Raw genomic sequence first — 26,960 nt, 5'->3', positions numbered from 1 at the left:
GTGAGTCGCCTCACACCGGGACGTCCTCGCGCGCCTCGTTCATCCGCTGGCTGATGACGGTCGTCACGCCGTCCCCGCGCATCGTCACCCCGTAGAGGGCGTCGGCGATCTCCATCGTCCGCTTCTGGTGCGTGATGACGATGAGCTGCGAGTCCTCCTGGAGCTCCCGGAAGATCTCGAGGAGGCGGCCGAGGTTGACGTCGTCCAGGGCCGCCTCGACCTCGTCCATGACGTAGAACGGCGACGGGCGGGCCTTGAAGATCGCCACGAGCAGCGCGACCGCCGTGAGCGAGCGCTCACCGCCGGAGAGCAACGAGAGCCGCTTGACCTTCTTGCCCGCCGGTCGCGCCTCGACCTCGATCCCGGTCGTGAGCATGTCGTCCGGGTCGGTGAGCACGAGCCGACCCTCGCCGCCGGGGAACATGCGCGCGAACACCCGCTCGAACTGCTCGGCGGTGTCGCGGTAGGCGTCCGCGAAGACGCGCTCGACCCGCTCGTCGATCTCCTTGACGATCTCCAGGAGGTCGGCGCGCGACTTCTTGAGGTCGGCGAGCTGGTCCGCGAGGAACTTGTGCCGCTCCTCGAGCGCCGCGAACTCCTCGAGCGCGAGCGGGTTCACCTTGCCGAGCCGGCCCAGGTCGCGCTCGGCGGCGCGCAGCCGCTTCTCCTGGGCCGCACGGTCGTAGGGCACGGTTCGCGGCTCGTCGTCGTCCGACGGGACCGGGACGTCGCGGTGGGGGCCGAGCTCCTCGACGAGGACCGCGGGGTCGAGGCCCAGCTCCTCGACGCTGCGCGCCTGGAGCTGCTCGATCCGGAGCTGCTGCTGGGTGCGCGCCACCTCGTCGCGGTGCGCGACGTCGGTCAGCTCGCGGAGGCGGGAGGCGAGGTCGTCGACCTCGCGCCGGGCAGCGGTCACGGCGGCGTCGCGCTCGGCGCGCGCCGCCTCCGCGGCCTCGCGCTCCTCGCCCGCGCGGGCGAGGGACCGGTCGACCGCGCCGAGGGCGCGCGCCGCGCCGTCGCGCACGGCCGACGCGCGCTCGGACTGGCGCACCCGGGCGGCCTCCCGCCGTGCGGCCCGCTCGCGCGCCTCGCGCTCCGCCGCTGCGGCCCGGGCGAGGGACTGAGCCCGGCCGGCCACGGCCCGCGCGCGCTCCTCGCTCGTGCGCAGGGCGAGGCGCGCCTCGGTCTCCGTGGTCCGGGCCGCCGACGCGAGCGCGAGGAGGCGGTCGCGCTCCGTGGTCGCCGCGGCGACGGCCTCCTCGGACTGCTCCGGCGCCGCCTCCGCGACGTCGAGCCGCTCGACGAGGCCAGCGAGCGCCTCGCGCGCGTCGTCGAGCCCCTGCGACGCCCGCCCGAGCGAGGCACGCACGCGCTCCGCCTCCGCGGCCGCCGAGCGCGCCGTCGCACCGAGGTGGCCGAGCTGCTCCGCGACCGCCGCGAGCTGGGCGTCCGACTCGTTGAGCCGGTCGAGGGTGTCGTCGTAGCGGGCGCGCGCCCCCTGCGCGGCGTCGCGCGCACCCACGAGGGCGAACCGCGCGCGCTCTCCGCGGGCCGACGCGTCGTCGTGGGCGGCACGCGCCTCGTCGAGCGCGGACTGGAGGTGCAGGACGCTCGGCGCCGAGGCCGAGCCGCCCCACGCGCGCGTCGCCGCCAGGAGGTCGCCCCCGCGCGTCACGACCGCGACGCCGGGATGCCGGGCCACCAGGGCGCGCGCCTGCGCGAGGTCGTCGACGACGGCGACGTCCGTGAGCAGGGCGCGCACGGCGTGGCCGACGCCCCCGCCCGCCGTCACGACGTCGACGGCCCAGCGCGCGCCGTCGGGCAGGGTGGCCGCGTCGCGCCCGCGCCCGTGCGCCGCGTCGCTCGCGACGACGAGCCCTGCCCGGCCGGCGTCCTCGGTGCGCAGGTAGCGCAGCGCGTCGACGGCGGCGTCCACCGACTCGACCGCGACGGCGTCCGCGGCGGGGCCGAGCGCCGCCGCCACGGCGTCCTCGTACCCGGCCTCCACGCCGAGCAGCGCCGCGAGCGACCCCACCACGCCGACGCCGTCGGCGGCGAGCAGCGCACCGGCGCCGTCCTTGCGGTCGAGGCTCAGCTCGAGCGCCTCGATCCGCGCGCTCCACGTGGCGCGCTCCTGGTCCGCGGCGGAGGCGTCGTCCTCCAGCTCCCGCACGACCGTCGTCGTCCGCTCGACCTCGTCCGCCGCAGCCTCGTGCTCGGCGTCGAGGCCCTCCTCGCCCTCCTCGGCGCCGACCACCTGGGTCTCCAGCACCGCGAAGTCCGTGCGCGCCCGGGTGCCCCGGAGCTCGGCCTCCGCCAGCGACTCGCGGAGCCGCCCGATCTCCGCCTCCGCCGCCTCGACCCGGGTGCGCTGCGCGGCGACCTGGCCTGCGAGGCGCGCGAGGCCCTCCCGGCGGTCGGCGGCACCGCGGAGCAGGGTCGCGACCGCGCGCTCGGCCTCGCCCGCCGACCGCTCGACGTCCTCACGGTCCGCGACGGCCGCCGCGAGCGCGCCCCGTGCGCGCGCGACCTCGGCCTCGAGCTCGGACTCGGTCGCGCGCACGCGCTCCGCCTGGGCCTCGAGCTCGTCGGGGTCCTGGCCGCGCGGGCCGGGCTCGGGGCGACCGAGCAGACGGACACGCTCCTCCGCGAGCGTCTGCGTGCCGCGCAGGCGCTCGCGCAGGGACGACAGCCGGAACCACACGTCGGTCGCGGCGCCGAGCGCGGGAGCCGCCTCCGCGGCCTCGCGCTCGAGCCGGCCGAGCCCGTCGCGGGCCGTGGCGAGCGCCCGCTCGACCTCCGCCTGCTGCGTGCGCAGGGCCGCCTCGTCCGCGATCTCCTGCTCGAGGGTCGCGGTGAGCTGCGCGAGGTCGTCCGCGAGCAGGCGGGCCTTGGCGTCGCGCAGGTCGGCCTGGATCGTCGCGGCCCTGCGGGCGATCTCCGCCTGCCGGCCCAGCGGGCCGAGCTGGCGGCGGATCTCCGTCGTGAGGTCGGCGAGCCGGGTGAGGTTGGCCTGCATCGCGTCGAGCTTGCGGAGCGCCTTCTCCTTGCGCTTGCGGTGCTTGAGGACGCCCGCGGCCTCCTCGACGAACCCGCGCCGGTCCTCGGGCGTCGCGCGCAGGACGGCGTCGAGCTGACCCTGCCCGACGATCACGTGCATCTCCCGGCCGAGGCCGGAGTCCGAGAGGAGGTCCTGGATGTCGAGCAGGCGGCACGCGGAGCCGTTGATCGCGTACTCGGAGCCCCCGCTGCGGAACAGCGTGCGGGAGATCGTCACCTCGGTGTAGTCGATCGGCAGCGCGCCGTCGGTGTTGTCGATCGTCAGGGAGACCTCGGCGCGCCCGAGCGGCGGCCGCCCGGACGTCCCCGCGAAGATGACGTCCTCCATCTTGCCGCCGCGCAGGGTCTTGGCCCCCTGCTCGCCCATGACCCACGCGAGCGCGTCCACGACGTTGGACTTGCCCGAGCCGTTCGGCCCGACGACGCACGTGACCCCGGGCTCGAAGCTCAGCGTCGTCGCGGACGCGAACGACTTGAAGCCGCGCAGCGTCAGGGTCTTGAGGTGCACGGACCCGAGCCTAGTCGCGGCCCCCGACGAACCCGCGGACCTGCGCCCCGCGCGGCCGGGCGCCGTCTCGGAGGTGCCGGGACGCGAGACGCCCCGCCCCGGCCGGTGCGGCCGAGACGGGGCGCGGTGCTGCGTGCCGGAGCGTCAGCCGAGCTCGGGGAACCAGAGCGCGATCTCGCGCGCGGCGGACTCGGGCGAGTCGGAGCCGTGGACGAGGTTCTGCTGGACCTTGAGGCCCCAGTCGCGGCCGAGGTCGCCGCGGATGGTGCCGGGGAGCGCCTCGGTCGGGTTCGTCGCACCCGCGAGGGAGCGGAAGCCGGGGATGACGCCCTGCCCCTCGGCGACGACTGCGAGCACCTTGCCCGACAGCATGAAGTCGACGAGCGGCTGGTAGAACGGCTTGTCCTCGTGCTCGGCGTAGTGCGCGGCGAGCAGCGCGGGCGTCGCGTCGAGCAGCCGCACGGCGGCGAGCGTGTAGCCCTTGGCCTCGACGCGGCGCAGGACCTCGCCGGACAGGCCGCGGCGGACGCCGTCGGGCTTGACGAGGATCAGGGTGCGCTCGATGGTCTCGGTCAGTGCGGGTGCGACGTCGGTCATGGTCGCCGAGCCTACCGGCCGCACCGGCGTGCGGGACGCCGTGACCACCCGCGCGAGGGCGCGGGCACGCCTCGCCTCAGTCGGCGTTGGGCGCGGTCTCGGGGTGCTCGGCGTCGTACGCCGCGCGCTCGCGGTCGATGCGCCCGCCGAGCCGGATCGAGACGACCCACAGCACGACGAAGAGCCCGCCGACCACGAACATCATGGGCACCACGAGCCCGAAGGCCAGGACCGGCACCTGGACGACCGACCCGGCGACGTAGCCACCGGGCGTGCCGACCATGCGGGAGAGGACCACGAGCACGAGGGCGAGGGCGCCGCCCACGAGCCAGATCGACGTCGCGCTCGGCAGCTCGAGCGGCCCGCGCGAGTAGGGCACGTCCCGCAGGCCGTACGCGACGAGCGTGGCGAACACCACGAGGAAGGCCTCGAGCAGGAGCGTGGTCGAGGCGAACTGGACCTTCGCGGACTTCTTCGGCTTGATGCGGTCGCCCGGGGACGGGCGCACCGGTCCCGCCGCGCGGCCGTGGCGGGACGGCTGCGCGGCGGGCTGCGACGGCGAGGTGCTCACCCGGTCAGGATACCGGCGCGGCGTCGCGGTCCCGGTCGTCCGGGTGCTCACCGTCCGCTCCGGAGGCGCCCGCGGGCACGACGACCGCGCCGGCAGGAGCGTCGTCGGCCGCGTCCCGCGCGGGGGCGTCCTCGACGAGGTCGCCGTGGTCCGCGACGGCCTCGCCGCGCGCGACCATCCCTGCGACGTCGGAGAGCTTGACCTCGCGCAGGAACAGCGCGAGGACGAACCCGACGAGCACGAGCGGGACGAGGTACCAGAAGGCCGGGGCGAGCGCGTCGGTGAACGCGTCGACGACGCCCGTGTGGATCGGCTCGGGGAGCTGCTGCACCATCTCCGGCGTGAGCGAGGAGCCCTCGGCCCCGGCGGGGGCGGAGCCCGCGGGCAGCCCGGCGAAGACGCCCTCGAGGTTGTCGGCGAGGCGCGACGTGAAGATCGTGCTGAACAGCGCCGTCCCGACGGCCGCGCCGATCTCGCGGAAGAAGTTGTTCGCGCTCGTCGCCGTCCCGATCTCGTGCGGGTCGACCGAGTTCTGCACCGCGAGGACGATCGTCTGCATGACGAGGCCCATGCCGGCGCCCATGACGAAGATCATCGCGCCGAAGAGCCACATCGACATGTCGCCCGTGATGCGCGTGAGCCACATCATGCCCGCCGCGGTGATCGCGAGGCCGAGCACCGGGTAGATCTTGTAGCGGCCGGTCTTCGTGATCGCGATGCCCGACCCGATCGCCGTGATCATGACGCCGACCATCATCGGCAGCATGAGGAAGCCGGACTCGGTGACCCCCGCGCCGGTGGACATCTGGAGGAACGTCGGCAGGAAGGCGAGAGCGGAGAACATGCCCATGCCGAGCACGAGACCGATGAGGGTCGCGATCGTGAACGTCCGGTTCTTGAACAGGTGCAGCGGGAGCAGCGGCTCCTCGGCGCGGTTCTCCACCACGACGAACGCGGCGACCGAGACGACCACGGCGGCCACGAGGCCCAGGAGCCACGGGTCCGACCAGTCGTAGCCGCGCGAGCTGGTCAGCGACTCCCAGCTCGTGACGAGCACGATGCCGGAGGTGGCCACGACGAGGAAGAAGATGCCGGCGACGTCGATCTTGCGGCCGGAGCGGTGCGACGGGAGCTTGAGCGCGACCCACGCGACGACGAACGCCGCGACGCCGATCGGGACGTTGATCCAGAACGCCCAGCGCCAGCCGGGACCCTCGGTGAACCAGCCGCCGAGGAGCGGGCCGATCACGGCCGCGATGCCGAACAGGGCGCCCATGGGGCCCATGTACTTGCCGCGGTCCTTGGCGGGCACGATGTCCGCGATGATCGCCTGCGACAGGATCATGAGCCCGCCGCCGCCGAGGCCCTGCACGCCGCGCCAGGCGACGAGCTCGGGGAACGACTGCGCGAACCCGGCGCCGGCCGACGCGATCGTGAAGAGCCCGATCGCGACGAGGAACGGCCACCGTCGACCCCAGAGGTCGCCGAACTTGCCGTAGAGGGGCATGACGATCGCGATCGCCAGGATGTAGGCCGTGATGACCCAGCCCTGGTGCTCGACGCCGTGGAGCTCGCCGACGATGGTCGGCATCGCGGTGCCGACGATCGACTGGTCGAGGGAGGACAGGAACATCGACGCCATGAGCGCGCCGAAGATCACCCACACGGTGCGCGGGGTGAGCACGACGAGCGGCTTGCCGCCGTCGACGGGCGGTGCTGCGGTGGAGGAGGCCATGAGGATCCGGTTCGGTCAGGACGGGCGGGGGCGCGCCGACGGGCGCGGCCCGTCGTCGGGTGGTGGGGAGGAGCTGATGGCGGTGCGGACGCCGTGGCGTCCCTGCCCTCGTGAGGCGGCGAGGGGCTACGGCTAGCGGGTCGCGGGATCGGGGGCGCGCGAGTCCTGGAGCAGCGCCCGGAGCTGCCCGACGACGGTCGGCAGGTGGTCCACCGGCTCCCCCTCGCGGTCGCGCTGCTGCCACTCGAGCGTGCTCGCGCGCAGCAGGCTCATGACCACGAGGGCCAGGAGCTCGGGGTCGGGGACGAAGGGCCGCACGGCCCGGCGTGCGCGGAACATGTCGACGAGCTCGGCGCGGTGCCCCTCGACCCAGGCGACGTGCCGGGTGACGAGGTGCGGCTCGCGCTGGACGAGCTCGAGCGTGCGGGCCATGCGCTCGGGCGTGACGATCTGCTGCGCGAGCACGTCGGCCACGACGACCTCGAGGTCGTCGAGCAGCGCCCCCGTGGGACCGCCCTCGACGAACGTCGCCACGATCTCGGGACGCACGGCGAGGTCCTCGAGGCCGAGCACGGCGTCGTCCTTGGAGGGGAAGTAGTTGAAGAACGTGCGCGGCGAGACCCCGACCTCGGCGCAGACGTCCTCGACCGTCACCGCGTCGAAGCCGCGTTCGAGCACGAGCGTCTGCGCGGCCTCGACCAGCGCCTCGCGCCGGGCGCGCTTCTTGCGCTCCCGCAGGCCGCCGGGTGACGGGGCCAGGCATGCCGCGGCCCGCTCGGCCAACGAGGGGCGAGCGGGCACGTCAGGGAGAGTCGTGGGCACGAGGAACATTCTTGCATCCCGTGCAATTTTGCATCAACTGCAATTCCGCGTGACGACGGTCACACGTCCCGGCTCAGACCTCGCCGAACCCGCCCTCCACGGCCTCGACCACGGCGGCCACCGCGTCGGCGGCCTGCGGCCCCTCCCCCGTGACGGTGAGCTCCTGGCCGCCGGTCGCGCCGAGCTTCATGAGCTCGAGCACGCTCGCCCCGTTGACGCCGTCGATCGCGACGGTCGCGTCGAAGCCCGCGACGAGGCGGGCCAGCACCGCGGCCGGGCGTGCGTGGAGCCCGAGCGGGTTGCGCAGCGTGACGACGGCGCGCGCGGCCCCGTCGGCGGACGCTGCGGCCTCGGTGACCGGCTCGTCGCCCTCGGACCTCTCGGCCGTGACCGCGAACGTGCCGCCCGCGTGCTCCGCGGACGCGAGCACCTCGGAGACGTCGCCGCCGCCGTGGGCGGTCACCGCCGCCGCGACGGCCCCCTCGACGAACGGGGCGTCCGCGAGCCGGACCCTCCCGTCGAAACCGTCCTCCATGTCCAGGACCGACTCGACCGTCATGACGGCCGAGCCCAGGTCGGCGAGCACGACCACGCCGTCCGCGACGCCGAGCGCCTCGGCCAGCGCCCCGGACACGCGGTCGTAGCTGGTGCCGAGCCCGCCGTCGTCGGTCCCCCCGGCCGCGAGCAGCAGCACCCCGGGAGCCATCTGCGCGGACAGCTCGACGGCGCCCTCCGCGAGCCGCTGCGAGTGCGAGACGAGGACCAGCGCGACGCGCGCCCGTGCCCCGACCGTGCCGCTCACGCGGTCGCCGCGTCGCGCGCGGCCTCGAGCAGGATCGCGGTCGACGTCGCGCCCGGGTCCTGGTGCCCCGCGCTGCGCTCGCCGAGATAGCTCGCACGGCCCTTGGTGGCGACGAGCGGGATCGTCGCCTCGGCGCCCGCGCGCGCCGCCGTCGCGGCGGCGGCGAGGACGTCCGCGGTCGACGCGCCACCGTCGGCGGCCCCCTCCGCGGCGTCCACGGCGGGCTGCCAGGCGTCCACCATCGTCTTCTCGCCGAGCTGGGCCTTGCCGCGCGCGGTGATGCCCTCGAGCGCGCCCTCGAGGAGCGCGACGACGCCGTGCGCGTCGAGCTCCTCGAGCCCGGTCACCTTCGCGGCCCGGAGGTACGCCGTCCCGTACAGGGGGCCCGAGGCGCCGCCGACGGACGACATGAGCGTCGTGGCCACGAGCTTGAGCACGTCGCCGATCTGGCCCGGCGGCTGGTCGCCGGCCGCCGCCCCGTCGAGCTTGGCGACCACCGCGCGGAAACCCCGGTCGAGGTTCTCCCCGTGGTCGCCGTCACCGATCTGGCGGTCCAGCTCGGTCAGCTCGTCTCGTGCCGCCGCGATGCGCTCCGCGCTCAGCCGCGTCCACCGGTCCGCCCAGGCCACGTCCAGCGTCATGCCCCACCTCTCCTCGCCGTCGAGCCGACGGTCCGCCGGCTCTCGGAGACTGCACGAAAGGGCACCGCCTCACCAGCGCAGCGCAGCCGTGTGGACGGGAGCGTCCCACAGGGCGGTGAGCTCGTCGTCCAGGCGCAGCACGGTGACCGACGCACCCTGCATCTCCAGCGACGTGACGTAGTTGCCGACGAGCGAGCGCGTCACCCGTACGCCGCGCCCCTCGAGCAGCCTCCTCGCCTGACGATAGACGACGTACAGCTCGGACAGCGGCGTACCGCCCATTCCGTTAACGAACAGCAACACGTCCTCGCCCCCGGACAGGCCCAGGTCGTCCGCGACGGGGTCGACGAGCCGCTGCGTGATCTCGTCCGCCGGTGCCATCGGGATGCGGTGCCGTCCCGGCTCGCCGTGGATCCCGATCCCGATCTCGACCTCGTCGTCGCCGAGGTCGAAGCTCGGCTTGCCGACGTGCGGGACCGTGCACGCGGTGAGCGCCACGCCCATCGAGCGCACGTTCGCGACGACGCGACCCGCGATCTCCGTCACGGCGCCCAGGTCGTCGCCGCGCTCAGCGGCGGCGCCCGCGATCTTCTCGACCGCGACCGTGCCCGCGACGCCGCGGCGGCCGGCGGTGTAGAGCGAGTCCTCGACCGCGACGTCGTCGTTGACCAGGATGCTCGTGACCTGCGTGCCCTCGGCCTCGACGAGCTCCACCGCCGTCTCGAAGTTCAGCACGTCGCCCGTGTAGTTCTTCACGATGGCGAGGACGCCCGCACCCGAGTCGGCGCCGAGGATCGCCGGGACGATCTGGTCCGGCGTCGGCGAGGTGAAGACCGCGCCGGGGACCGCGGCGTCGAGCATGCCCAGGCCGACGAAGCCCGCGTGCAGCGGCTCGTGCCCGGAGCCGCCACCGGAGACCAGCCCCACCTTCCCGGGGACCGCACCACCTGACCGCGAGACGTAGGGCGGCGCGACGTGCACCTCCACGAGGTCGGCGTGCGCCTGGCCGAACCCCTCCAGGGACTCCGACACCGCGTCCTGGGGATCGTTGAGCAGCTTCTTCACCGGTCATCCCTCCATCGGTCCGTGCGCCCGGGGAGACCGGACGCCGACGACCCCCGCCCGGCGCGCCCGTGCCGTCGTCGCCTCCATCAAACACCCGGGCGCGCGGTAGCGCCCGAGATCCGCGGGGCGGCGCTCCGCCGGGACGGAGCGCCGCGCAGTCGTCTGCGACGTCAGCCGCGGCCGAGGAGGACGCGAGCGTCGGCGACCGTCACGACCGAGCCCGTGACGAGCACGCCCGAGCCCGTCCCGACGCCCACCGCGTCGTCCCGCTCCGCGAGGTCGACCGCGACCTGGAGCGCCTCGTCGAGCCGCTCGGTGCTGTGCACGCGGTCCTCGCCGAACACGTCCGCGGCGAGCTCGGCGAGGTCCGTCGGGTCGGCCGAGCGATCGGAGCTGTTGCGCGTCACGACGACCTCCGACAGCACCGGCTCGAGCGCCGCGAGCAGCGGCTCGGCGTCCTTGTCGGCCATGATCGCGACGACCCCGACGAGGTGGCGCAGGTCGAACGCCTCGGTGAGCGCGGCCGCGAGCGCCTCGGCGCCCGCGGCGTTGTGGGCCGCGTCGACGAGGACGGTCGGGCTGGACCGCACGACCTCGAGCCGGCCGGGCGACGTGACGTCCGCGAACGCCGCCTCGACGAGCGGTCCGTCGAGCGCGCGGCCGCCGAGGAACGCCTCCACCGCGGCGAGGGCGAGGAGCGCGTTGTGCGCCTGGTGCTCGCCGTGCAGCGGGAGGAACACCTCGGTGTAGAGCGCGGCGGGCGTGCGCAGGTCGAGGAGCTGCCCCCCGACCGCGACCTGCCGTGCCGCCACGTCGAGGTCGACGCCCTCGCGCAGCAGGCGCGCACCGACGCGCTCGGCGCGGGCGCGCAGCACCTCCTCGACCTCCGGGCGCTGCGCGGCGGAGACGACCGTCGCGCCGTCCTTGACGATGCCCGACTTGACCGTCGCGATCTCCTCGAGCGTGCTGCCCAGCCAGCGCTCGTGGTCGAGCGCGACGGGGGTCACGACGGCGACCTCCGCGTCGACCACGTTGGTCGAGTCCCACTCGCCGCCCATGCCGACCTCGACGATCGCGACGTCGACGGGCGTGTCGGCGAACGCCGCGAACGCCACGCCCGTGAGGACCTCGAAGAAGCTGAGCTGCGACTGCCCGGTCTCCGCGAGCTCCGCGTCGACGACCTGCACGTACGGGTACACGTCCTCCCACACCTCGACGAACCGGCGCGCCGAGAGGGGCTCGCCGTCGACGACGATCCGCTCGGTGACGCTCGTCAGGTGCGGGCTCGTGAACAGGCCGGTGCGCAGGCCGTGCTCGCGCACGAGGCGCTCCGCGACGCGCGCGGTGCTCGTCTTGCCGTTGGTCCCGGTGAGGTGGATCGTCCGGAACGCGTGCTGCGGGTCGCCGAGCAGCTCGAACAGGCGCCGCACCCGGTCGATCGTCGGGTCGAAGTCGTGCTCGGGAGCACGGGACACGATGTGCTGGTAGACGCGCTCGAGGTCCGCCTGCGCGGCGGCGTCCTCCGCCGCCGCGCGGGCGTCCTTCGCACTCTGCCGTCGCCCACCGCCGGCACGGGCGGCGCTCACAGGATCACCGCCGTGTCCGGAACGGTGCCGTCGGCCTTCTCGACCCGCACGGCGCGCGCGTCGGTCGGCGACGTCTCGACGACGACCTCGACCGCGAGCGTCTCGCGCGCGACGAGGTCACGGTGCTCCTCGACCGCGACGAGCCACTCGCCCGGCACGTCGAGCGACAGCCGGATGCGGTCGGCCACGTCGAGGCCGGCGGCCTTGCGCGCGTCCTGCACGTCGCGGATCACGTCGCGGGCGTAGCCCTCGGCGAGCAGCGCGTCGTCGAGCACGAGGTCGAGGACGGCGAACCCGCCGCCCGTGAGCACCGCGGCGGCGACGCTCGGTGCCTCGCCCTCGGCGACCCCACGGTCGGCGACGACGGTCGTCAGCTCGTACTCCGTCGGCAGGAGCGCCACGTCCCCGTCGTCCGTCGTCACGACGACGTCCCCGGCGTCGTCCACGCGCCACGCCCCGGCCTTCGAGGCCTTGATGACGGCCTGGACGCCGCGACCGAGGCGCGGGCCCGCGGCGCGGGCGTTCACGGCGAGCCGCTGGGTGATGCCGAACCGCTCGGCGGCGTCGGAGTCGGTCGACTCGAGGTCGACCGCCTTGACGTTGAGCTCGCGCGCGAGCAGGTCGGTGTACGGCGCGAGCGCCTCGGGGTCGTCCACGACGACCGTGAGCCGCGCGAGCGGCTGACGCACGCGGAGCTGGTTCGCCTTGCGCAGGCCGAGCGCGGCGGACGCGACGGCACGGACCTCGTCCATCGCGGCGACGAGCGCGTCGTCGGGCACGAGGGACGCCTCCGGGACCGAACGGACGACGGTCGCCGACGACCCGTCCTCGCCGACGAACGGCTCCCCGACGTCCTCGGTGGCCGCGGGCCAGTCCGTGAGGTGCACCGAGCGCCCGCCCGTCAGGCCGCGCCACACCTCCTCGGCGAGCAGCGGCGCGAGCGGCGCCATGACGCGCGTGAGCGTCTCGAGCGCCGTGTACAGCGTGTCGAACGCGTCCGCGTCCTCCGCCCAGAACCGGTCGCGCTGCGTGCGCACGTACCAGTTCGTCAGGACGTCGAGGTGCTCGCGCACGGTCTCGCACGCGCCCGCGATGTCGTAGGCGTCGAGCTGCCCGGTCACGCGCACGACGAGGTCGTGCGTGCGCGCGAGCAGGTAGCGGTCGAGCGCCGGGAGCCCGGCCACGCGATCGGGCGCGACCTTCTGCGCGACGTAGCCCGCGGCGTCGCCCGGCTCGCTCGCCCGCGCCTGCGCCTTCGAGGTGTTCGCGTACAGGGTGAAGAAGTAGTACGTGCTCCACAGCGGAAGGAGGACCTGGCGCACCGCGTCGCGGATCCCGTCCTCGGTGACGACGAGGTTGCCGCCGCGCAGGATGGGCGAGCTCATGAGGAACCAGCGCATCGCGTCGGACCCGTCGCGGTCGAAGACCTCGTTGACGTCCGGGTAGTTGCGCAGGGACTTGCTCATCTTGCGGCCGTCGGAGCCCAGCACGATGCCGTGCGAGACGGCCGAGCGGAACGCCGGGCGGTCGAACAGCGCGGTCGCGAGCACGTGCAGCGTGTAGAACCAGCCGCGCGTCTGGCCGATGTACTCGACGATGAAGTCGCCCGGGTTGTGGTGCTCGAACCAGTCCGTGTTCTCGAACGGGTAGTGCACCTGCGCGTAGGGCATGGACCCCGAGTCGAACCAGACGTCCATGACGTCCTCGACGCGGCGCATGGTGGAGCGGCCCGTCGGGTCGTCGGGGTTCGGCCGGGTCAGGCGGTCGACGAACGGGCGGTGCAGGTCCGGCTCGCCCCTCTCGTTGCGCGGGAGCGTGCCGAAGTCGCGCTCGAGCTCGGCGAACGACCCGTAGACGTCGACGCGCGGGTGCTGCGGGTCGTCGGAGCGCCACACCGGCACGGGGCTGCCCCAGAACCGGTTGCGCGTGATCGACCAGTCGCGCGCGTTCTCGAGCCACTTGCCGAACTGGCCGTGCTGGATGTGCTCCGGCATCCAGGAGATCTGCTCGTTGAGCTCGACCATGCGGTCCTTGAACCGCGACACCGCGACGAACCACGACGACACGCCCATGTAGATGAGCGGCTGCCGGCAGCGCCAGCAGTGCGGGTAGGAGTGCGCGTACGACTCGCGGCGCAGCAGCACCGTGCCGGGGCTCGTCGCGCCCAGCGCGAGGTCCGGGGTCTCCTCGCCCGCGGCGACCGCGGCGTCGTGGCGCGTACGGCCCTTGAGGTGGTCGATGATGAGCGCGTTCGCGTCGAAGACCTGGAGGCTCTCGTAGTCGACGACGGGGAAGACGAACTTGCCGTCGGACGCCACCGGGAGGACCGGCTCGACGCCCTCGCGGTCGGAGACGACCTTGTCCTCCTCGCCGAACGCGCCGGCGTTGTGCACGAGGCCGGTGCCGTCCGTCGTCGTGACGAAGTCCGCCTCGACCACGCGGTGCGCACCCGCGTGGCCGGAGAAGTACGAGAAGGGCGGCGTGTACGACCGCCCGACGAGGTCGGCGCCCGTGAGGCGCTCGACGACCTGCGTCGTGACGTCCTCGACGCCGTCGTCGGCGAGCTCGCGCGCGTACGCCGCGAGCCGCTCGGCCGCGATCACGTAGCGCTCCTTCACGCCCGTGAACGACGACTCGACGACGACGTACTCGACGTCCGGGCCGACCATGACGAACAGGTTGGACGGCAGGGTCCAGGGCGTCGTCGTCCAGATGAGGGCCAGCTCACCCGTCTCGAGCCGGAACCCGACCGTGACCGCCGGGTCCTGCCGGACCTGGTAGACGTCCTCGTCCATGCGCAGCTCGTGGTTGGACAGCGGCGTCTGGTCGTTCCAGCAGTAGGGCAGCACGCGGAAGCCCTCGTAGACGAGGCCCTTGTCGTAGAGCTGCTTGAACGCCCACAGGACCGACTCCATGAACGTGGGGTCGAGCGTCTTGTAGTCGTGCTCGAAGTCGACCCAGCGCGCCTGGCGGGTCACGTAGTCCTGCCACTCGCTCGTGTACTTGAGCACCGACGCGCGGCACGCGTCGTTGAACCGCTCGATCCCCAGCTCGAGGATCTCCTCCTTGGTCTTGATCCCGAGCTGGTCCATCGCCTCGAGCTCGGCGGGCAGCCCGTGCGTGTCCCACCCGAAGCGGCGCTCGACGTGCTTGCCGCGCATGGTCTGGTAGCGCGGGACGACGTCCTTCGCGTACCCCGTGAGCAGGTGCCCGTAGTGGGGCAGGCCGTTCGCGAACGGCGGGCCGTCGTAGAAGACGAACTCGTTGCTGCCGTTCTCGCCGGCGGGGTTGCGCTCGACCGAGGCTCGGAACGTGTCGTCCGCGTCCCAGTAGGCGAGCACCTCGCGCTCGATGGCGGGCAGGTCCGGGGAGGCGGGGACGCCGAACGCGGCTCCGGGGTGCGGGGCGTCCGAGGAGGCGGCAGCGGACGAGGGTGCGCGGTGCAGCGGGTAGGCCATGGTCTCGAGGACTCCGGTGGGTAGCGGCCGGCGGGTTCGTCCGCCGTGGTGGTACGGGTCGGTCGTGCTCTCCTGCGAGGACGACTCCCCCACCCAGGGGCGGGCTCGCCGCGGTACCACCTCGCTTGCCGACGTCGTCCCCCCGGTGCCCGACGTCGTCGGGCCCGGCGGGCGGTCGCCGACCGCTCGTCGCAGGCTGTGACGGGCCCACCCGTCCGGTTCTAGTGGGGACCTGGCCGCGGGCCGTCAGGCCTGCCCGACGGTGCGGGTCCCGTTCTTCCGGAGGCTCGCCGGTGATGGCCGGGTCGACGCCTGTGCGTCCATGGTAGCCGCCGCACGGCGACGCGCCGAGTAGGCGTCGATGTCCCGGGCGACGAGCCACTCCAGCGTGAGGGGCGGGCGAGCGTCGTGCCCGACGGCGGTCGTCGCGGCGCGCGGGCGGGCGGCCTCGGGCGACGGCGCGGCGAGCGGCGTCGTCGGGCGGTAGCGGGGAGAGCTCGGGGGAACGTACATGGTGGTCTCGCGTCCTGTGCTCGGCGGGCGTCCGGAGGTGCAGACCCGGGTGTCGCGCGGGACTCATCGATGAGCCCGTGGCACGAGACCGGCGACCGTCACGCCCCTTCGCCTGGAGGGAGGGGCGGGAGGCTGCTCGCGGACACCAGGTCGAGGCTGCGCAGGGCGCCGCGAGCCCTCAACAACAGGTGGCGGAGGCGACCTGCGGGCGCGAGAGGACGAGCGTGCTGCTCGTGGGGCGCGCGGAGGTCACGCGGACATGGTGCCAGGGCGGACCCGGGACGGACAACCCCGGGTCCACGGGCCGGACGCCGGTCCCTCAGCCCACGCGGACCGTGACCTCGTGCCACCCGGACGCGCCGTCGGGCGCGGGCGGGGCGACGTCGGCGGTCTGCGTGCGGCCGTCGGCGTCGGTCGCGCGGACCGTCAGGCGGTGCTCCCCCGGGGTCGCGTCCCACGCGTACGACCACTGCCGCCACGTGTCCGGACCCACGGTGTCGGCGAGCGTCGCGGTGCGCCACGTGCCGTCGTCGACCCGGACCTCCACGCCCGCGATCCCCGTGTGCTGCGCCCACGCGACGCCCGCGACGGTCACGACGCCCGCCGGGACCGGCGCCCCCGCGCGCGGCGTGTCGACGCGCGACGCGAGCTTGATCGGGCCGCGCTCGGACCAGCCGCGCGTCGACCAGTACGCGACGTCGTCGGCGAACGTCGTGACCTTGAGCTCGGTGACCCACTTGGTCGCCGACACGTAGCCGTACAGGCCCGGGACCACGAGCCGCGCGGGGAAGCCGTGCTCCGCGGGCAGCGGCTCACCGTTCATCCCGACCGCGAGCAGGCACGCCCGGTCGGGGTCGGTGAGCACGTCGAGCGGGGTGCTCGCGGTCCAGCCGTCGGCGCTCGTGGACAGGACCATGTCGGCGCCGTCCTGGACCCCGGCCCGCGCCAGCAGCTCGCGCACGGGGTACCCGAGCCACCGCGCGTTGCCCACGAGGTCGCCGCCGACCTCGTTCGACACGCACGTCAGCGTCACGTGGTGCTCCGTGAGCGGGAGCGCGAGCAGATCGTCGAGCGTGAGCTCGAACGGCTCGTCGACGAGCCCCGTCACTCGGAGCGTCCACGAGGCGGGGTCGACCTGCGGCACGCGCAGCGCGGTGTCGATCCGGTAGAAGTCGCCGTTCGGCGTCACGTACGGCGCGAGGCCCGGGACGCCTAGGTCCGCCCCGGCGGGCACGGGCGGGGCAGGCGTCGCCGGCGCCGGCAGCCGCAGCGCCTCGCGTGCGGCCGTGACGGCGCGCGACCCGGCCGAGACCGCGCGGGACGTCGCGAGCGCGACGACGCCTGCCGCGGCGGCCAGGCCGGTGACGAGGAGGAAGCGACGACGGTCCATCGACGCGCGCGCGGCGCCGGTGCCCGCCGCGTCGCCGTCCAGGCTCCCACCGGCGAGAGTCGCCCCCGCGGGCCCGCGCAGCGGCGCCAGCGACGCGCGGAGCAGCAGGATCGCGACCCCGACCCCGACGAGCGAGGGCAGCGCCCACGCGACGCTCGCGCCCGGCCGGACCGCAGCCACGACGGCTCCGACGGCTCCCACGACGCCCAGCAGCACGGACCCCCACGGCGGACGGCGCAGCTCGAGCCAGCCCGCGAGCGCCGCGCCCGCGGCGAGGACGACCGCCATGCCGCCGAGCAGGACGGCCTTGTCCGCCGTGCCGAACGTCGCGACCGCCCACTCCTTGACCGGCCCGGGCACGGCGTCGACCACCCCGGCCCCGGCGGCGAACAGCGGGCTGGATCCCGGCCCGACGAGCGCCGCGACGAGCTCGGCGACCGCGAACCCGACCGCCGCCGACACGACGCCGGCGACCGCCGCCCACGCGCCTGCCCGCGCCGTCGGTCTTTCCTCGCTCCTCATGGTGACCAGGGTGCGCCGGGTCGGTGCTCCAGGTCCAGCGGCCTCAGGCGCCGTCGACGAGCCGCACGTACCCGGGGCGCGAGGCGTCCGGCGCCACGACGGCGGCGCTGCTCAGCAGCGTCCGGTAGTCGCCCGTGAAGACGTCCGGGGACGTGACGAGGAGGCGCACCACCTGTCCCCCGTCCCGGAAGACGAAGAGGTCCGTGCCGCCGGTGAACCGCTCCTTGTCGATCCCGGTCTCGCCGACGACGCTCTCGATGTCGTCGACCGTCGTCCCCTCGTGGAACAGCGCGACCTCGTCCCAGGAGAAGTCCGCCGCGTCCGCGAGCGCCAGCTCGGTCCCCCCTCGCGCGGCCTCGATGATCGCCTCGTCGAGCGCCTCCGGAGCACCTTCGATCGTCGGCATGTCGGCTTCCTCTCCGCTGCACCCCGCAGCGACCAGGACGAGGGCGGCGCTCAGGAGCAACGAACGACCGGCGCGCGTCACGAGTCGGAGCTCTCGTCGTTGAACTGCGGATCCTTGCCCGGCAGGGGGTCGGCGGGGCGAGCGTGCCCGGTCTCGCCGACCGCGACCTCGTTCGAGTAGGCGAGGTTCCCCTCCGGGTCGACGACGACCGCCTCGCCGTCACGGACCGCCTTCTCGACGAGGTCGGCGAGCTGGTACACGTCCGCGTCGGGGTTCTGGGCGGCGATCCGCCGCCCGACCTCGTTGTTGTACAGGTCCATCGCCTCGCGGGCAGGGGGGGTTGCCGGGGATCTGCTCGTGCGCCGTCGCGTAGTCCTCGGCCCACGCCTCGCCGTACTTGCGCGTCATGAGCGCGTTCCAGTACGCGTGCCGGAAGGCGTCGTTGTGGTTGTCGTTCTGGTCGCCCGGCTCGAACCGCTCGTCGGCGAGCTCGAAGGCGCGGTCGTGGATGTCCTGGAAGGACTTCAGGGACAGGAGGCTGAGATCGTTGAGCATCGAGGCCTCCTTCTCCGTGATCTGCGGCAGCGGGTCGGTGAACATGCTCGCCGGCCAGTCCGGCTCCCAGTTCTTCAGGACCTTCCCGTCGCTCACCTGGTACCCGGTGAGGATCTCCTCCGGCGTCGCTCGGGCGTCGCCGGGCGCGTGCGCGACGACCGCCATCGCCTGTGGCGACGGAGCGGCCGCGAGGGTCGTCGAGTCGTGCCCGGGTGCGGGAGACGACCCGGCGGCCGGACCCTGGGCTCCCCCGCCCGAGGTCCCTCCCGCGGCGCTCGCCCGCTCCTGCTGGTCCGCCTGGCGGCGCACGTCGAGCCCCGTCTCGCGGACGAGCTCGGTGGCGCGCGCGAGGTGGCGGCGCAGCTCACCCTCCCAGGACGCGGTGAACGACGCCCCGTCGGGACCGTGCCATGCCGCGGACCCGACGACGCGGTCGAGCTCCGCCCGCGTCGCGGCGAGGCTCTCCCCGGCCGACTCGAAGGCCTCCCCCAGGCGGCGCAGCGCCGCGACATCCGCTCCGACCAGCACGTTCTCCCCCTCCGACGTGGTCTCGGCCGCTCAACCTACCAGCGCCGGAGGGGCTGTCGGCAGGTCATCCCGCGCGCTTCGGCTCGAGCGGGGCGCGCCACAGGGAGTACGTCGACGCCTGGGCGACGGGGCGCAGGACCAGCGAGTCGATGTTGACGTGGTGCGGGCGCGTCACGGCGAAGGTCACGACGTCGGCGACGTCGTCGGCGGTGAGCGGGTCCACGACCCCGGCGTAGACCGCGTCGGCTCCCGCCTGGTCCCCGTGGTAGCGGTTGAGCGAGAACTCCGGCGTGTGCACGAGGCCGGGGGCGATCTCGATGACGCGGATCGGCTCGCCGACCAGCTCCAGCCGGAGCGTCTTCGCGACCCCGAGCAGCGCGTGCTTGGACGCGACGTAGCCGGAACCGCCGACGTACGTGTCGTGACCCGCGGTCGACGTCATGAGCACGATGTCGCCCCGGCGCGACGCGCGCAGGAGGGGCAGGAACGCCTTCGTCACGCGCACGGTGCCGAGCACGTTCGTCTCGTACATCGCGCGCCACTCGTCGATCTTCGCCTCGTCGACGTGGTCGACGCCGAGCCCGAACCCGGCGATGTTCAGCAGCGCGTGCACGGGCCCACGCGCACCCGCCTCCGCGACGAGGCGTGCGACGTCCTCGTCCGACGTGACGTCCCCGACGACCGGGTGGGCGCCGGTGCGCTCCGCGACCTCGGCGAGCCGGTCCGCGCGCCGCGCGAACGCCACGACGTCCCAGCCGCGGGCGCGCAGGTGTCGCACGCACGCCTCCCCGATGCCCGACGACGCGCCGGTCACCACCGCGCGCAGGGGTTCGGTCGAGGGGTGCTCTGCAGGGATGTTCGATGCCTCCGTCACGACGGACACTCTGCCACGCCGCCCCACGAAGAGGACTAGGCTGGCGGAGGATCGCGGGCCCTGCACTGGCCCGTCGGGGCGGCACCGGATCTGTGCCGCGGGTCCGCGCGACGCGAGATGACGCGTCGGTCCCGGTCGGCGCTCGCCGGTCGGCATCGAGAACGCACCGCCGCACCGGCGTGCCCGTCGAGGGTTCGCCGCGACGCGCCCGACCCCGGAGACCTCGCCCCGTGCCCCCATTCCGCACACCGTCCCGCCAGCCCGTCCGTCGCGCAGCTCTCGTGCTCCCGACCGCCGCGCTCACCCTCGTGCTCGCCGCCTGTTCCTCGGGCACGACGCCCGGCGACACGCCGACGCCGACCGGGGACACCTCGCCGTCGGGCGGAGCGGCAGCGACGACCTACCCGCTGACGCTCGACGACTGCGGGTTCGAGGTGACGTTCGACGCGGCACCCGAGCGCGTCGTGACGATCAAGTCGAGCACCACGGAGATGCTGCTCGCGCTCGGGCTGGGCGACCGCATCGTCGCGAGCGCGTTCGCCGACGGCCCGGTCCCCGCGTCGCTCGCCGACGCCGCGGCGGACGTCCCCGCCGTCGCGGAGCCGCTCTCGGACCAGGTCCCCGGCGCCGAGGCGGTCCTGGAGACCGAGCCCGACCTCGTCTACGCGGGCTGGGAGTCCAACCTCACGGCCGAGGGCGCGGGCGACCGCGAGACGCTCGCGCAGCTCGGCGTCGCGACGTACGTCTCCCCCGCCGCGTGCAAGGCACCCGAGTACATGCCCGACCCGCTGACGTTCGACGACGTGTTCGCCGAGATCACCGAGGTCGGCACGATCTTCGACGCGCAGGACGCGGCAGCCGACCTGGTCACCGAGCAGCGCGCGACGCTCGACGGCGTCGCCCGGGACGAGCGCGGGCTCACGGCCCTGTGGTACTCGTCCGGGGACGACATCCCGTACGTCGGCGCGGGCATCGGCGCGCCGCAGATGATCATGGACGCCGTCGGGCTGGAGAACGTCGCGGGAGACGTGCACGACACCTGGACCGCGTTCGCGTGGGAGGAGGCGATCGCCGCCGACCCCGACGTCCTCGTCCTCGTCGACGCCGCGTGGAACACGGCCGAGGCGAAGATCGAGCGGCTCGAGTCCAACCCGGCCACGGCCGAGATGACCGCGGTGCGCGAGGGCCGTTACCTGACGATCCCGTTCCCGGCGACCGAGGCCGGAGTGCGCAACGTCGACGCCGTCGTGGACCTCGCGGCGCAGCTGGAGGCGCTCGGCCTGTGACCACGCTGCGCGCCCGGCCCGCACCCGCGCCGCCCGCCCGACGGGACGGCGCGGGGACCGCCGCGCGCCGTGGCGCGGGCTGGTGGGTGCCGGTCGGCGTCGGCGCCCTCGTCGTGACGGTGCTCGTCACCGTGACGATCGGTCCGGCGGACCTCGCGGTCGGCGACGTGTGGCGCTCGGTCGCGACGCACCTCGGGCTCGGCGGGCCGCTCGGCCTCGAGCCGCTCGGGACGCTCCAGGACGGCATGGTGTGGCAGCTCCGCCTCCCCCGCGTGCTCACCGCCGCGGCGGTCGGCGCCGGTCTGGCCGTGTGCGGCGTCGTCATGCAGTCGCTCACGCGCAACCCGCTCGCGGACCCGTACCTCCTCGGGCTGTCGTCGGGCGCGTCGCTCGGCGCGGTGCTCGTGCTGGTCGCCGGGTGGACGGTGCTCCTGCCGGTCGCGGCGTTCGGGGGCGCCGTGCTCGCGCTCGTCGCGGCGCTCGGCCTCGCGGGGGCGCTCGGCGCCCTCACGCCCACGCGGACCGTGCTCGCCGGCCTCGCCGTGAGCCAGCTCGCCGCGGCCGCGACGAGCTTCGTCATCTTCTGGTCCGCGACCGGCGACTCCTACCGCGAGATCCTCTCGTGGCTCATGGGGTCCGTCGCGGGAGCGACCTGGACGTCCGTCGCGGTCGCGGGTGGCGCGACCCTCGTGCTCGGGACGCTGCTCGCCTCGACCGGCTCCGTGCTGGACGCCTTCACGTTCGGCGACACGGCGGCGTCCACGCTCGGGGTCGACGTCGCGCGCGTGCGCTGGACGCTGCTCGTGGGCGTCGCGCTGCTCACCGGGGCGCTCGTCTCCCAGTCGGGGTCGATCGGGTTCGTCGGGCTGATCCTGCCGCACGCGGTCCGGCTCCTCACGGGTGCGCGGCACCGCCTCCTGCTGCCGTTGTCCGCGCTGTTCGGCGCGACGTTCCTCGTCTGGGCGGACACGCTCGCGCGCACCGTGTTCGCGCCGCGCGAGCTGCCCGTCGGGATCGTCACCGCCGCGATCGGCGCGCCGGTGTTCGCGCTGCTCCTGTGGCGCGGGAGGAGGGCCGCATGAGCGAGGCGACGCGCACCACGACGCCCGTGGGGCCCGCGGTCGGCCCCGACGTCGTGCGGGACCGCCCCGACGACGCGGCGGTGCGGAGCCCGTCCGGCCGGCCGGGCGCGGCGGGGCTCGACGCCGCGCGCGTGTCGTGGTCCGTCGACGGTCGCCTGATCCTCGACGGCGTCGACTGCACCGCCCCGGCCGGCGCGGTGAGCGGGCTGCTCGGGCCCAACGGCTCCGGCAAGTCGACGCTCCTGCGCGTGCTCGCGGGGGTGCGCGCGCCGACCACGGGTCCCGACGACGCCGCGCACGCACGCTTCGACGGCGCGGACCTGCTCACGATGCCGCGGCGGCAGCGTGCGCGCGTCCTCGCGCTCGTCGAGCAGGACGCCACGACCGACCTCCCGCTCTCCGTGCTCGACGCCGTCCTGCTGGGCCGCATCCCCCACCGCTCGCTCCTCGCGGGCGACTCCGCGCACGACCGGGAGGTGGCGACCGCAGCGCTCGCCCGCGCGGGCATGGCCGCGTTCGCCGAGCGGGAGGTCGCGACGCTCTCGGGCGGCGAGCGCCAGCGCGTGCACCTGGCGCGCGCGCTCGCCCAGGAGCCCGCGCTGCTCCTGCTCGACGAACCGACCAACCACCTCGACATCGCCGCGCAGCTCGACACGATGCACGTCCTGCGCGACCTCGCCGACGACGGTGTGACCGTCCTCGCCGCGCTCCACGACCTCAACCTCGCGGCCCAGACGTGCGACCACGTCGTCGTGCTGGCGGACGGCAGGGTCGTCGCCGCGGGCGACGTGCGCGAGGTCCTGGTCCCCGAGGTGCTCGACCCGGTCTACGGCGTGCGGTGCGAGGTGCTCACGCACCCGCGCACGGGCCGGCCGGTGCTGACGTTCGCGCCGCAGGACTGAGCGCCCGTTCGCGTACCCTCGGCGGGTGCGCCTCTCCCTGGTTCCCCGCGCCGTGCGGACCCTCGTCGCGACCGGTCTCGTCGCGACGTGCGTCGTGTCCCTCTCCGGCTGCGCGGTGCTCGACGGGCGCTCCCCGTTCGACACCTCGAACGTCTCGTACGCGGACGTCGAACGGGCCCTGCCCGCGGTCCAGGACGCGCTGGACGAGGCCGACCTCCCCGTCGAGGCGAGCCTGTACACCGGTTCGAGCAACTGCGAGGGCGCGTGCGACCTGGGCGTCGGGGTGAGCCTGCTCGCGGCCGAGGACGCACGTCGTCCCGACCTGCACCCCGATGCGCTGGCCGCGGTGCTGGTGGTCGTGCTGCCCGAGGTGTCCGGCATGCCGGTCTACGTCGGGACCGGGTTCTCCGACGACGGCACGAGCCTCGACCTCGATCCCGCGGCCCGGGCCCTCGGACTGGACGAGTCGCCCTTCTCGGTGTCGATCGGCGAGGTGCGCATCCCGAAGGACGAGCTCGGCACGGCCCTCGAGCTGGCCGTCGCCCGCCTCGATCGCTGACCGCGGCCCTCCAGGTCGTGCGTTCACCGGACCGGGCCGGGGCTCGGTGCTCGCTCAGTAGCCGCGGAGGCGCTCCAGGCGGACGCGCACGGTGACGGAGTAGTCCTCGTGGAAGCCGTCGGGGGTCATGCCGAGGCCGCGGATCCCCTGGTCGTACTTCGCGTCGTACGCGGTGCGCTCGTCGGGCGAGAGGCCGGCGTCGTCGATCGCGGCGGTGCCGGTGAGGACGACGACGTCGTCCCCCGACCGGGTGCTGTTGAGATGCACCGCGACGCGGTCGTTCCCGCGGACGTTGCGGAGCTTCGCGGTGCGCGGCTGGGACTTGACCACGACCTCGTCGGCGCCGTCCCACAGGAACCACACGGGGGTCGGCTGGGGGGCGTCGTGCGGGTCGACGGTCACGAACCACAGCACCGGCTCGTCCCTCAGCCGGGTCGCGGCGCGCGAGCCCAGGTCGGTCGTGGTGTCGATCGCGGTCACGGTCACACCTCCTTCGTGGTGGTGGACGCAGCGAGGCGCGGCAGCTCGATGGCGGGGCAGCGGTCCATGACCATGTCGAGCCCGGCCTCACGGACGCGGCGAGCGGCGTCCTCGTCGATCACGTCGAGCTGGAACCAGACGGTCTTCGCGCCGACCGCGACGGCCTGGTCGGCGACGTCGCCCGCGAGCTCGGAGCGCACGAACACGTCGACGACGTCGACGGGGAACGGGACGTCCGCGAGCGTCGCGTAGCCCTGCTCGCCGTGCACGGTCTCCGCGGACGGGTGGACGGGGACGATGCGCTTGCCGTGCTGCTGGAGCACCCGCGCCACGCCGTACGCGGCGCGCGACGTGTTGTTCGACAGGCCGACGACGGCCCAGGTCTCGGTGCCCTCGAGCACCCGACGGATGGTCTCGTGCTCATCGGCCGGCACGGCCGCTGCGACGTCTCTCATGTCGTGCGCAACCGGGCCCCGGCCGCGGCTATTCCGCGGCCGGGGCTCGGACGTCTCGGCCGTCTCGGGCGGCGCGCGACGGTGGTCAGACGAGGGCGAGCGCGAGCAGCGCGGTCGCGGCCGCGCCCGCGACGGTCCGCACGTGGTTCCACGCGAGCCAGCGCGGGAGGAACGCACCCCACGCGGCGGCGAGGTCCGCGGGCCGGGCCGCCGCCGCGTCGAGGCGCTCGTTGAGCGGGACGTTGCCCACCGCGGTCACGCCGAGGATCCCGACGAGCGCGACCGCGGCACCCGCGAGCGCCCACCCCGCTCCGGGCGTCCCGCCGACGAGGCCGACGACAGCCGCCGCCGCGGGCACGAGCACGCTCGCCGCGAGCAGGAGCATGAGCGGGGGTCGGAGCGCGTCCCGGTTGATCGCGACCATGGCCGCGGCGCCGTCAGCGGCGGGCAGGCGGCGCAGGCCGCCCATGACGAACGTGGAGAACGCGAAGAGCACCCCGCCCGCGAGCCCGGTCGCGACCGCGCCCGCGACCACGAGCGCGGTGAAGACGCTCACGACGACTGCCCGGAGGTCGACGGGACGGGCACCGACCAGGTCGCGGCCTCGCGCGCGGCGAACTCGCGGAAGTCCCGCGGCTCGCGGCCCAGCGCCTGCCGGACCCCGTCGGCGACAGGGGTCCCGCGCCCGTCGAGCACCTCGGTGAAGAGGTAGCGCATGAGGCCCACGACGTCGTCGGGCAGCCCGATCGCCCGCAGCCCCGCGACGAACTCGTCCATGGCGATCGGCACGAACCGCACGTCGCGCCCGCTCGCGGCCGCGATCTCCGCCACCGCCTCGGAGAACGTGATCGCGCGCGGCCCGGTGAGCTCGTAGACGCGGCCGGCGTGCGCGTCGTCGACGAGGGCCGCGACCGCCACCTCGGCGACGTCCTCGAGGTCGACGAACGGCTCGGCGACCCGGTCGGCCGGCAGGGCGAGGACGCCGTCGAGCACGGGCTCGAGCAGGAAGCTCTCGCTGAAGTTCTGGTCGAAGAACGCGCACCGGACCACGGTGCGGCCCGGGAACGCGTCGGCGACCAGCACCTCCGCGCGCTGCGCCTCCACCTCGCCGCGACCCGAGAGCAGGACGAGCCGGCGCACGCCCGCCTCCCGGGCGAGGGCCGCGAACCGGGCGACGGTCTCCGGGGAGCCCGGGACCGCGAGGTCGGGCACGTACACCACGTACACCGCCTCCGCCCCCTCGACGGCAGGGCCCCACGTGGTCTCGTCCTCCCAGTCGAAGCGGACGGCGCCGGAGCGGGAGGCGCGCCGCACGGGGACCCCGAGCGCGTCGAGGCGGCCGGCGACCCGGCGGCCGGTCTTGCCCGTCGCGCCGAGGACGAGGACCGGTCCGGGTGCGGTGGCGTCGGTCAGGGCGTCGGTCAGGCGCGGTGTCGTGGCGCTCATGGCGTCTCTCCTGTCGAAGGTTCGTGCGGGGACGGATGCCAGTCAACCGGCCGCCGGCGAGACGCGACATGGCTCTGACGCTCGACTCCATACGCGATCGTCTCCGGTCGCCCGCGCCGTGCGGTGTCTGGTCGCGGACACGGGACCGTGCGTACCCTGACCGGATGGACGTCGTCGCCGGGCTCCTCGACGGGCCGCGCGCCCGCGGCGCCTTCCTCCTGCGCAGCCATCTCCGCGCCCCGTGGGGCATGCGCATCGAGGACGAGGCGCCGCTGACGATCGTGCCCGTGCTGCGCGGGTCGGGCTGGGTCGGGCCGGTCGTGGGCGACGACGGCTCGGACCCGGGCGAGCACGTCGGGACGGGGGACGTCGTCCTGCTGCGCGGCCCCGACCACTACGTCGTGGCGGACGCGCCGACGACCGCGCCGCAGGTCGTCATCGGACCCGAGTCCGACATGTGCCGCGCGGTCGACGGCGGGCCCTCCCCCATGACGGTGCTGGGCGTCCGCTCGTGGGGCAACGACCCCGGCGGCGAGACCGTCATCATCACGGGCACGTACCCGCTCGACGGCGAGGTGGGCCGCCGGGTCCTGCGCGTGCTCCCGCAGCGCGTGGTGCTGCGCAGCGGCGACGTCGACGGGACGCTGGTCGAGATGCTCGCGCGCGAGGTCGTGCAGGACCTGCCCGGCCAGGAGGCGGTGCTCGACCGGCTGCTCGACCTGCTCCTCATCTCGTGCCTGCGCACGTGGCTCTCGCGCGACGACGCGCCCGGCTGGTACCGCGCCGACGCGGACCCGGTGGTCGGCGCGGCGCTGCGCCTCATCCACCACGACCCGGTCCGCGCCTGGACCGTCGACTCCCTCGCGCGGGAGGTCGGGCTCTCGCGCGCGGCGTTCTCGCGACGCTTCACCGCGCTCGTCGGCGAGCCGCCGATGAGCTATCTCACGGGCTGGCGCCTCGATCTCGCGGCGGACCTGCTGCTGGAGCCCGACGCCACGCTGACGTCCGTCGCACGCGCCGTCGGGTACGCGTCGCCGTTCGCGCTGAGCGCGGCGTTCAAGCGCGTGCGCGGCGTGAGCCCGGCCGCGCACCGGGCGCGCGCGGGTGCCGCCTGAGG

At 74.7% G+C, this 26,960-nt stretch carries 25 protein-coding genes; 5 read left to right on the top strand and 20 right to left on the bottom strand.

Going from position 1 to position 26,960, the window contains the following annotated elements:
• Positions 1 to 10 precede the first annotated feature (10 nt).
• The 16 genes from smc to ACFVN3_RS08675 all read right to left on the bottom strand — a co-directional run bounded on the left by smc (position 11) and on the right by ACFVN3_RS08675 (position 19,633).
• Complete coding sequence (smc, locus tag ACFVN3_RS08750; RefSeq protein WP_378232403.1) at positions 11 to 3,568, bottom strand: chromosome segregation protein SMC; 3,558 nt, start codon at positions 3,566 to 3,568, stop codon at positions 11 to 13.
• 144 nt (positions 3,569 to 3,712) lie between these two features.
• Positions 3,713 to 4,165, bottom strand: coding sequence for a nucleoside-diphosphate kinase (gene ndk, locus ACFVN3_RS08745; protein WP_378232402.1), 453 nt, complete (start codon positions 4,163 to 4,165; stop codon positions 3,713 to 3,715).
• A gap of 76 nt (positions 4,166 to 4,241) precedes the next feature.
• Entirely contained in the window at positions 4,242 to 4,736 is a 495-nt protein-coding gene (locus ACFVN3_RS08740) for a DUF4233 domain-containing protein (RefSeq protein ID WP_378232401.1), read from the bottom strand.
• A 4-nt stretch (positions 4,737 to 4,740) separates the two neighbouring features.
• Positions 4,741 to 6,471: an MDR family MFS transporter gene (locus ACFVN3_RS08735; protein ID WP_378232400.1), complete on the bottom strand. Its 1,731-nt coding sequence runs from the start codon at positions 6,469 to 6,471 to the stop codon at positions 4,741 to 4,743.
• Positions 6,472 to 6,603: 132 nt separating this feature from the next.
• Positions 6,604 to 7,272, bottom strand: coding sequence for a TetR/AcrR family transcriptional regulator (locus ACFVN3_RS08730; RefSeq protein ID WP_378232399.1), 669 nt, complete (start codon positions 7,270 to 7,272; stop codon positions 6,604 to 6,606).
• 94 nt (positions 7,273 to 7,366) lie between these two features.
• Complete coding sequence (gene dhaM, locus ACFVN3_RS08725; RefSeq protein ID WP_378232398.1) at positions 7,367 to 8,095, bottom strand: dihydroxyacetone kinase phosphoryl donor subunit DhaM; 729 nt, start codon at positions 8,093 to 8,095, stop codon at positions 7,367 to 7,369.
• A complete protein-coding gene (dhaL, locus tag ACFVN3_RS08720; protein WP_375810497.1) occupies positions 8,092 to 8,736 on the bottom strand; it encodes a dihydroxyacetone kinase subunit DhaL in 645 nt (214 codons plus the stop codon). The genes dhaM and dhaL overlap by 4 nt, the downstream gene beginning before the upstream one ends.
• A gap of 69 nt (positions 8,737 to 8,805) precedes the next feature.
• The gene (dhaK, locus tag ACFVN3_RS08715; RefSeq protein WP_378232397.1) at positions 8,806 to 9,801 is read right to left on the bottom strand and encodes a dihydroxyacetone kinase subunit DhaK; all 996 of its coding nucleotides are present in this window, start codon (positions 9,799 to 9,801) and stop codon (positions 8,806 to 8,808) included.
• 170 nt (positions 9,802 to 9,971) lie between these two features.
• A complete protein-coding gene (locus ACFVN3_RS08710; RefSeq protein ID WP_378232396.1) occupies positions 9,972 to 11,387 on the bottom strand; it encodes a bifunctional folylpolyglutamate synthase/dihydrofolate synthase in 1,416 nt (471 codons plus the stop codon).
• Positions 11,384 to 14,845, bottom strand: coding sequence for an isoleucine--tRNA ligase (ileS, locus tag ACFVN3_RS08705; protein WP_378232395.1), 3,462 nt, complete (start codon positions 14,843 to 14,845; stop codon positions 11,384 to 11,386). The genes ACFVN3_RS08710 and ileS overlap by 4 nt, the downstream gene beginning before the upstream one ends.
• Positions 14,846 to 15,091: 246 nt before the next feature.
• On the bottom strand, positions 15,092 to 15,358 hold the full coding sequence (locus tag ACFVN3_RS08700; RefSeq protein ID WP_378232393.1) for a hypothetical protein: 267 nt from the start codon (positions 15,356 to 15,358) through the stop codon (positions 15,092 to 15,094).
• 319 nt (positions 15,359 to 15,677) lie between these two features.
• Entirely contained in the window at positions 15,678 to 17,270 is a 1,593-nt protein-coding gene (locus tag ACFVN3_RS08695; RefSeq protein WP_378232392.1) for a molybdopterin-dependent oxidoreductase, read from the bottom strand.
• Between the two features lie 43 nt (positions 17,271 to 17,313).
• Positions 17,314 to 17,676: a hypothetical protein gene (locus tag ACFVN3_RS08690; RefSeq protein ID WP_378232391.1), complete on the bottom strand. Its 363-nt coding sequence runs from the start codon at positions 17,674 to 17,676 to the stop codon at positions 17,314 to 17,316.
• 77 nt (positions 17,677 to 17,753) lie between these two features.
• Positions 17,754 to 17,996: a hypothetical protein gene (locus ACFVN3_RS08685; RefSeq protein WP_378232390.1), complete on the bottom strand. Its 243-nt coding sequence runs from the start codon at positions 17,994 to 17,996 to the stop codon at positions 17,754 to 17,756.
• A complete protein-coding gene (locus tag ACFVN3_RS08680) occupies positions 17,896 to 18,759 on the bottom strand; it encodes a DUF6973 domain-containing protein (protein WP_378232389.1) in 864 nt (287 codons plus the stop codon). The genes ACFVN3_RS08685 and ACFVN3_RS08680 overlap by 101 nt, the downstream gene beginning before the upstream one ends.
• 64 nt (positions 18,760 to 18,823) lie before the next feature.
• Positions 18,824 to 19,633, bottom strand: coding sequence for an SDR family oxidoreductase (locus ACFVN3_RS08675; protein WP_378232388.1), 810 nt, complete (start codon positions 19,631 to 19,633; stop codon positions 18,824 to 18,826).
• A gap of 281 nt (positions 19,634 to 19,914) precedes the next feature.
• Between ACFVN3_RS08675 and ACFVN3_RS08670 the strand changes: the two genes are divergently transcribed.
• The 4 genes from ACFVN3_RS08670 to ACFVN3_RS08655 are packed head-to-tail and all read left to right on the top strand — an operon-like array spanning position 19,915 to position 23,462.
• Complete coding sequence (locus tag ACFVN3_RS08670; RefSeq protein ID WP_378232387.1) at positions 19,915 to 20,919, top strand: putative F420-0 ABC transporter substrate-binding protein; 1,005 nt, start codon at positions 19,915 to 19,917, stop codon at positions 20,917 to 20,919.
• Complete coding sequence (locus ACFVN3_RS08665; RefSeq protein WP_378232386.1) at positions 20,916 to 22,001, top strand: putative F420-0 ABC transporter permease subunit; 1,086 nt, start codon at positions 20,916 to 20,918, stop codon at positions 21,999 to 22,001. Before ACFVN3_RS08670 ends, ACFVN3_RS08665 begins: the two co-directional genes overlap by 4 nt.
• Complete coding sequence (locus tag ACFVN3_RS08660) at positions 21,998 to 22,903, top strand: putative F420-0 ABC transporter ATP-binding protein (RefSeq protein ID WP_378232385.1); 906 nt, start codon at positions 21,998 to 22,000, stop codon at positions 22,901 to 22,903. The genes ACFVN3_RS08665 and ACFVN3_RS08660 overlap by 4 nt, the downstream gene beginning before the upstream one ends.
• A gap of 25 nt (positions 22,904 to 22,928) precedes the next feature.
• The gene (locus ACFVN3_RS08655) at positions 22,929 to 23,462 is read left to right on the top strand and encodes a hypothetical protein (RefSeq protein ID WP_378232384.1); all 534 of its coding nucleotides are present in this window, start codon (positions 22,929 to 22,931) and stop codon (positions 23,460 to 23,462) included.
• Between the two features lie 54 nt (positions 23,463 to 23,516).
• On the opposite strand, the gene ACFVN3_RS08650 is transcribed toward ACFVN3_RS08655, so the two are convergent.
• The 4 genes from ACFVN3_RS08650 to ACFVN3_RS08635 all read right to left on the bottom strand — a co-directional run bounded on the left by ACFVN3_RS08650 (position 23,517) and on the right by ACFVN3_RS08635 (position 25,843).
• Positions 23,517 to 23,942 carry a TIGR03667 family PPOX class F420-dependent oxidoreductase gene (locus ACFVN3_RS08650; protein WP_378232383.1) on the bottom strand — a complete coding sequence of 142 codons (426 nt, stop codon included), beginning with the start codon at positions 23,940 to 23,942 and terminating at the stop codon, positions 23,517 to 23,519.
• 2 nt (positions 23,943 to 23,944) lie between these two features.
• Positions 23,945 to 24,397, bottom strand: coding sequence for a CoA-binding protein (locus ACFVN3_RS08645; RefSeq protein WP_378232382.1), 453 nt, complete (start codon positions 24,395 to 24,397; stop codon positions 23,945 to 23,947).
• An 85-nt stretch (positions 24,398 to 24,482) separates the two neighbouring features.
• Positions 24,483 to 24,953: an anthrone oxygenase family protein gene (locus ACFVN3_RS08640; RefSeq protein ID WP_378232380.1), complete on the bottom strand. Its 471-nt coding sequence runs from the start codon at positions 24,951 to 24,953 to the stop codon at positions 24,483 to 24,485.
• Entirely contained in the window at positions 24,950 to 25,843 is an 894-nt protein-coding gene (locus ACFVN3_RS08635) for an NmrA family transcriptional regulator (protein ID WP_378232379.1), read from the bottom strand. Before ACFVN3_RS08635 ends, ACFVN3_RS08640 begins: the two co-directional genes overlap by 4 nt.
• A gap of 164 nt (positions 25,844 to 26,007) precedes the next feature.
• Between ACFVN3_RS08635 and ACFVN3_RS08630 the strand changes: the two genes are divergently transcribed.
• Positions 26,008 to 26,958: an AraC family transcriptional regulator gene (locus tag ACFVN3_RS08630; RefSeq protein ID WP_378232378.1), complete on the top strand. Its 951-nt coding sequence runs from the start codon at positions 26,008 to 26,010 to the stop codon at positions 26,956 to 26,958.
• Positions 26,959 to 26,960: the final 2 nt, after the last annotated feature.

This window comes from Cellulosimicrobium sp. NPDC057862, from assembly GCF_042797035.1.
Taxonomy (GTDB): Bacteria; Actinomycetota; Actinomycetes; order Actinomycetales; family Cellulomonadaceae; genus Cellulosimicrobium.
Note: the sequence above shows the minus strand (reverse complement) of the source record. Positions and strands in the feature narration are given on the sequence as shown.

Coding starts and splice junctions, on each gene's coding strand:
- ACFVN3_RS08700 (WP_378232393.1), bottom strand. CDS start 15,358: ATGTACGTTCCCCCGAGCTCTCCCCGCTACCGCCCGACGACGCCGCTC.
- ACFVN3_RS08690 (WP_378232391.1), bottom strand. CDS start 17,676: ATGCCGACGATCGAAGGTGCTCCGGAGGCGCTCGACGAGGCGATCATC.
- ACFVN3_RS08660 (WP_378232385.1), top strand. CDS start 21,998: ATGAGCGAGGCGACGCGCACCACGACGCCCGTGGGGCCCGCGGTCGGC.
- ndk (WP_378232402.1), bottom strand. CDS start 4,165: ATGACCGACGTCGCACCCGCACTGACCGAGACCATCGAGCGCACCCTG.
- ileS (WP_378232395.1), bottom strand. CDS start 14,845: ATGGCCTACCCGCTGCACCGCGCACCCTCGTCCGCTGCCGCCTCCTCG.
- ACFVN3_RS08630 (WP_378232378.1), top strand. CDS start 26,008: ATGGACGTCGTCGCCGGGCTCCTCGACGGGCCGCGCGCCCGCGGCGCC.
- ACFVN3_RS08685 (WP_378232390.1), bottom strand. CDS start 17,996: ATGGACCTGTACAACAACGAGGTCGGGCGGCGGATCGCCGCCCAGAAC.
- ACFVN3_RS08645 (WP_378232382.1), bottom strand. CDS start 24,397: ATGAGAGACGTCGCAGCGGCCGTGCCGGCCGATGAGCACGAGACCATC.
- ACFVN3_RS08635 (WP_378232379.1), bottom strand. CDS start 25,843: ATGAGCGCCACGACACCGCGCCTGACCGACGCCCTGACCGACGCCACC.
- ACFVN3_RS08695 (WP_378232392.1), bottom strand. CDS start 17,270: ATGAGGAGCGAGGAAAGACCGACGGCGCGGGCAGGCGCGTGGGCGGCG.
- ACFVN3_RS08735 (WP_378232400.1), bottom strand. CDS start 6,471: ATGGCCTCCTCCACCGCAGCACCGCCCGTCGACGGCGGCAAGCCGCTC.
- dhaL (WP_375810497.1), bottom strand. CDS start 8,736: ATGACGCTGGACGTGGCCTGGGCGGACCGGTGGACGCGGCTGAGCGCG.